Annotated in this window: 4 protein-coding genes; all 4 read right to left on the bottom strand. The window is 48.3% G+C overall.

Annotated features, from left to right (window positions below):
* Positions 1 to 71: 71 nt before the first annotated feature.
* The 4 genes from QZ331_RS14320 to QZ331_RS14305 all read right to left on the bottom strand — a co-directional run bounded on the left by QZ331_RS14320 (position 72) and on the right by QZ331_RS14305 (position 4369).
* On the bottom strand, positions 72 to 698 hold the full coding sequence (locus QZ331_RS14320) for an outer membrane beta-barrel protein (protein WP_294631422.1): 627 nt from the start codon (positions 696 to 698) through the stop codon (positions 72 to 74).
* 15 nt (positions 699 to 713) lie between these two features.
* Complete coding sequence (locus tag QZ331_RS14315) at positions 714 to 1349, bottom strand: DUF4136 domain-containing protein (protein ID WP_294631420.1); 636 nt, start codon at positions 1347 to 1349, stop codon at positions 714 to 716.
* A gap of 205 nt (positions 1350 to 1554) precedes the next feature.
* Complete coding sequence (locus QZ331_RS14310) at positions 1555 to 1905, bottom strand: winged helix DNA-binding protein (RefSeq protein WP_294631418.1); 351 nt, start codon at positions 1903 to 1905, stop codon at positions 1555 to 1557.
* A 34-nt stretch (positions 1906 to 1939) separates the two neighbouring features.
* On the bottom strand, positions 1940 to 4369 hold the full coding sequence (locus tag QZ331_RS14305; RefSeq protein ID WP_294631416.1) for an FAD-dependent oxidoreductase: 2430 nt from the start codon (positions 4367 to 4369) through the stop codon (positions 1940 to 1942).
* Positions 4370 to 4621 lie beyond the last annotated feature (252 nt).

The following is a 4621-nucleotide window of genomic DNA, read 5'->3' as shown; positions in this document are numbered from 1 at the left end:
GGGTTTTCATACATTCGCCTTTTACTTTCTTTGTTTATTAATGTAATCAGTCTGTAGTTGCAGTTCTTCCGTTAGAAGGATACACCCACACGGAAGCCGAAGTTGCTCAGTCCGTCCACGCTGTAGTGCAGTACGTCGGCTTTGTTGGTTCCATAACTGTAGTAGAGCGCAAGGTGCAGCCCGGGACCATATGCCCAGGGAAATACGTTGAAGCCTACTTCGGGCGATGCATAGAATCCCCAACTCTTATCTCTTGCCTGTAATGTGCTGAAGTCTGAACGGATTTTAGCATATTCGGCACCTACCTTGCCACTGATGTAGGGTTGGAAGGCTCCGCCACGGTTCCATTGGTAACGCAAAGCGGCGCCGAAAGGCAACTGAAAGACGGTATGCTGCTGGTCGGTAGTGACATCACCGCCCGCCATATGGAAGGTTTGGCGACCTACATATTCATGGTTGCTGTGATAGTTGACAAAAAGTCCGAGTCCGACGTTGGGAGTCACAAAGTAACCGCCCTCCATGTTCATCCCCCAGCCGCTTGCCTTACCGGCAAAACTATTGTTGATGGGAGCATTGAACTGCCAGTCGAAGTTGGCATATCCGTTGTCCGACAACTGCGCCTTAGCAGGCATCGCAAAGGCGATGGCAAGGGCTATTAACGCCATCACCTTGATGTATATATTCTTTTTTGTTTTCATAACGCTTGTAATTGATTATTTGTTTGTAATATAGGGCGACTGAGTGAACGACTGGTTGACAGCTTCCACAGCAAGGGTGCGGTTCACCGTTTTGGAGCCAGTGTCGAATCCTGTCAGATAACTTGTCCATATAATGGGAAGTTTCTTGCTTTCGCCCTGGTCGGCGTTCAGATTCACCATTTCTGTCAGGAATGAGTTGGTGCTATAACTGTATGTCACTGCATACGGGTAGTGCCATCCGCCTCCCCAGTTTCCTCCCCAATAGCCGGGGCCCCAGTAGCTGGGATACCCCCACCACCATTCGGGCTCATTGTAATCGGTAAAATAGTAAGTACTTTCAATGTAGCTTACCTGAATGCCGAGGTCGGCTTCTTCTTTGGTGGTAGCTGCTGTATATCCTCTTGCCTCCATGTTTTTCGTATAAGCAGCTAAAATTTCTTCTGCGCCTTCTCCTACGAGATATTCCGGCTCTTTGCTATCGTTAATCACCAGGATTTCGGGTGCCAGAAAGAATGTAGGAACTTTGAAGTCAGCTTTCTCGTCGTGGTTGGTATATACCAGATAGTTGTCATCCAGCTTGCCCATGTCCGGGTCTTTTTCGCAGGATGCGAATGCGAAGACCGCCAATAAAATAGGAATTAATTTCTTCATATCTTTTATAATGTTTAGGTTATATAAAATCAAACCCTGGTACCGTGGGGCTTTCCAACAAATAACAAGGTAGAGATGAAAAGGTTCGTCCGAAGGAGTATCTTGCCGGGAAATTAACATCTTTCTGTGCCTTTCTTTAAAGCACAATGAGCAATCTGCCCATATATAGGCGGATTGCTCACTATTCCATTATCGACCGGGGTGGTTAAAACAGGGGCTTCAATAACTCCGGTATTTCTACTTTGTCAAGCTCCAGCTCGTTCACTCGTTGTTTGCCTGTTGCCGACAGATGAAAATACATTTGCCGGCGGTCCTCGTTGCCGAGTGTTCGGATAATCAGCCCTTTCTCTTCCAATATCCGAAGCATTTTCGATGTATGAGACGGGCTTAAGTCTGTCTGTTTCGACAGGTGGGTGGCTGTCATTTTCTCCGTCGGACATTTGAGGGTACACAGTATCATGGCTTCGTTCAACGATATCCGGTAGACTTTCTCAAACGCAGATTCAAAGTTTGCCATCGCTCTGAATACATCCCGCATTGCACATATTGTTTTCATCTTTTGTTTGAATATATTTTATTGGTTACTTCCGTTAAATAAAGAGATTCACGTTGGCGTTGTCCGCCCGTTCCATATACGTGGCGACGCCGCCGATGCTCACTTCGTCTAAAAGTTCTTCCTTTTTCACTCCCATCACATCCATCGACATCTGGCAGGCAATGAATTCCACTCCGTTCTCCAGGGCTTGCCGACGCAGTGATTCGAGTGAGTCGATTCCTTTCTCCTTCATGATGTAGCGCATCATTTTTCCGCCTATTCCGCCCATACTCATCTTCGAGAGTTTCAGTTTTTTGGAGCTTGAAGGCAACATTATTCCGAACATTTTGCCAAATACGTCCTTCTCCACTTTCGGCTTGTCGCACTTCTTGATGACGTTCAATCCCCAAAAAGTGAAGAAGATGGTAACTCTCTGTCCGGTTGCCGCCGCGCCATTGGCGAGTACAAAGGTTGCCAACGCTTTATCCAGGTCATCGCTGAACATGATGAAGGTTTTTCCTTTGCCCTCACAAGAAGTAACAATATTGCACGCTTTTGGTTCTCCCTTTTCTATAATAACTACCGATTTTCCTCCGGATACCTCTTTTGAAACAAGTTGGTTGCCGGTCGAACTGCACCATGCGGCGGCATCGCGCATGAATCCCGGATCGGTAGCTGTGATTTCCACCCGTTCGCCTGGTGTCAGTCCGTCCATTGTCTTTTTCATTTTGAGGATGGGACCGGGACATTGCAGCCCGCAGGCATCTACACGGATGGTTTTGGAGGCAGGTTGTGCGAGTGTTTTCTCTGTCTTGTTTTCGTGCTCTTCGTGTAGAATGATGGGAGCCGTGGCGGCACGGTAGGTCTTCAGTCCGCCCGAAAGGTTGCGTACCTTGTCAAATCCATGTTGCGTCAAGATGCGGTAGGCAAGGTATCCCCGCAGGCCGACGGCGCAGAACGTATAAATAGTCCGGTCTTTCGGCAATTCGCCTATTCGGTCGCGAAGTTCGTCCAACGGGATGTTTACAGCGCCCGGCAGTGTTCCTAAAGCAAATTCATCTGGTGTGCGTACGTCCAGTAGGAACGTCTGCTCCATTTCAATGTCTTTCAGTTCTCTCCAATACACCGGATTCGTTCGGCCTGTGATAATGTCTTCTGCCACGTAGCCTGCCAATGCTACCGGGTCTTTGGCCGACGAGAAGGGCGGGGCATACGCCTGCTCGACTTTCATCAGGTCGTAGATGGTTCCTTTGTTCTTGACAACGAGTGCCAGCTCGTCAATCCGTTTGTCTACTCCGTCGTAGCCTACAATCTGACCGCCATACAGGCGTCCCGTCTGCTTGTCGAACGTTATTTTTATACTCATCGGCATGGCATCCGGATAGTAGCCGGCATGAGAAGCCGGGTGGACGGTGGCCGACATAAACTCTATTCCTTCCGTCCGCAACCGTTTGCCGGGCAATCCGGTAGAAGCTACGGTCATGTCGAATACTTTCGCGATGGAAGTCCCGATGGAACCTTCATACGGAATCCTGGCTCCTAAGATATTGTCGGCAACGATGCGTCCCTGACGGTTGGCGGGCCCAGCAAGATAGTTGAGCCAGGGCTTGCCCGTAATCGGGTGGCGGTACTCTATCGCGTCGCCGATGGCGTAGATGGATTCGTCGGACGTTTGCAGGTAATCGTTCACGGCGATACCTCCGGCGCTGCCGATGGTCAGCTCTGCAGCCCGCGCCAGGTTCGTTTCCGGACGTACGCCGATGGACAGGATAACGATATCCGCCGGAATGGTCTCTCCGTTCTTGAAGTTGACTTTCAGCCCTTTCCCGTCTCGTTCGAAAGAAGCTACTGCCTGCTCCAGATACAAATTCACTCCCTTGTCCATCAAATGCTGGTGCACCAACGAAGCCATCGAGAAGTCGATGGGAGCCATCACCTGGTTGCCCATTTCCACTATCGAAACCTTTGCGCCTTGTGCATGGAGGTTCTCCGCCATTTCCAATCCGATGAATCCGGCACCCACCACAACGGCTTTGCGTGGAGCATGGGTGTCGATGTATGTCTTGATATTGTCCGTGTCTGCCACGTTTCGCAAGGTGAAGATACCTTCGAGGTCTATTCCAGGTAGCGGCGGACGTACGGGAGAAGCTCCGGTCGATATCAGCAGCTTGTCGTAGCTCTCTTCGTAGGTGTCTTCATTGCTTTGTCTCACGGTTACCGTCTTTCTTTTCCGGTCGATGAAAATCACTTCGTTTTCTGTACGTACATCTACACGGAAACGTGTGGAAAACGCTTCGGGAGTCTGAACGAACAGTTTTTCCCGCTCTTCAATAACTCCTCCAATATAATAAGGAAGGCCGCAATTTGCATACGATATGTACTTTCCTTTTTCCAAAAGGATGATTTCTGCCGATTCGTCTACTCTTCTGATTCGGGCAGCAGTGGTTGCTCCACCTGCAACACCACCAATAATAATTATCTTCATATATTTTCAATGTAAATAATTTCCTATAGAAATAAACAAGTGGAAGGTAGGAAATGTTCATCGGAAAAACAAAAAATAGGTAACCGAAAGAATAAAGTTCTTTCAGTCTGCTGTTTTTTCTTCATTTTTTTGGCAAGAATTGTCTTTTTCTTCTCTTAGGTTGTGTTTTACCTTTCCTCCTTGATGCTCCGAATGTATCTCCTTCCCCTTTCCTTTTCTTCAAAACGTCTTATTTTCTTCTTTATAATCAGC

It is taken from the genome of uncultured Bacteroides sp. (assembly GCF_910586915.1).
Taxonomy (GTDB): Bacteria; Bacteroidota; Bacteroidia; order Bacteroidales; family Bacteroidaceae; genus Bacteroides.
The sequence above is the reverse complement of the archived record's forward strand: the minus strand, read 5'-3'. Positions and strand labels throughout refer to the sequence as shown.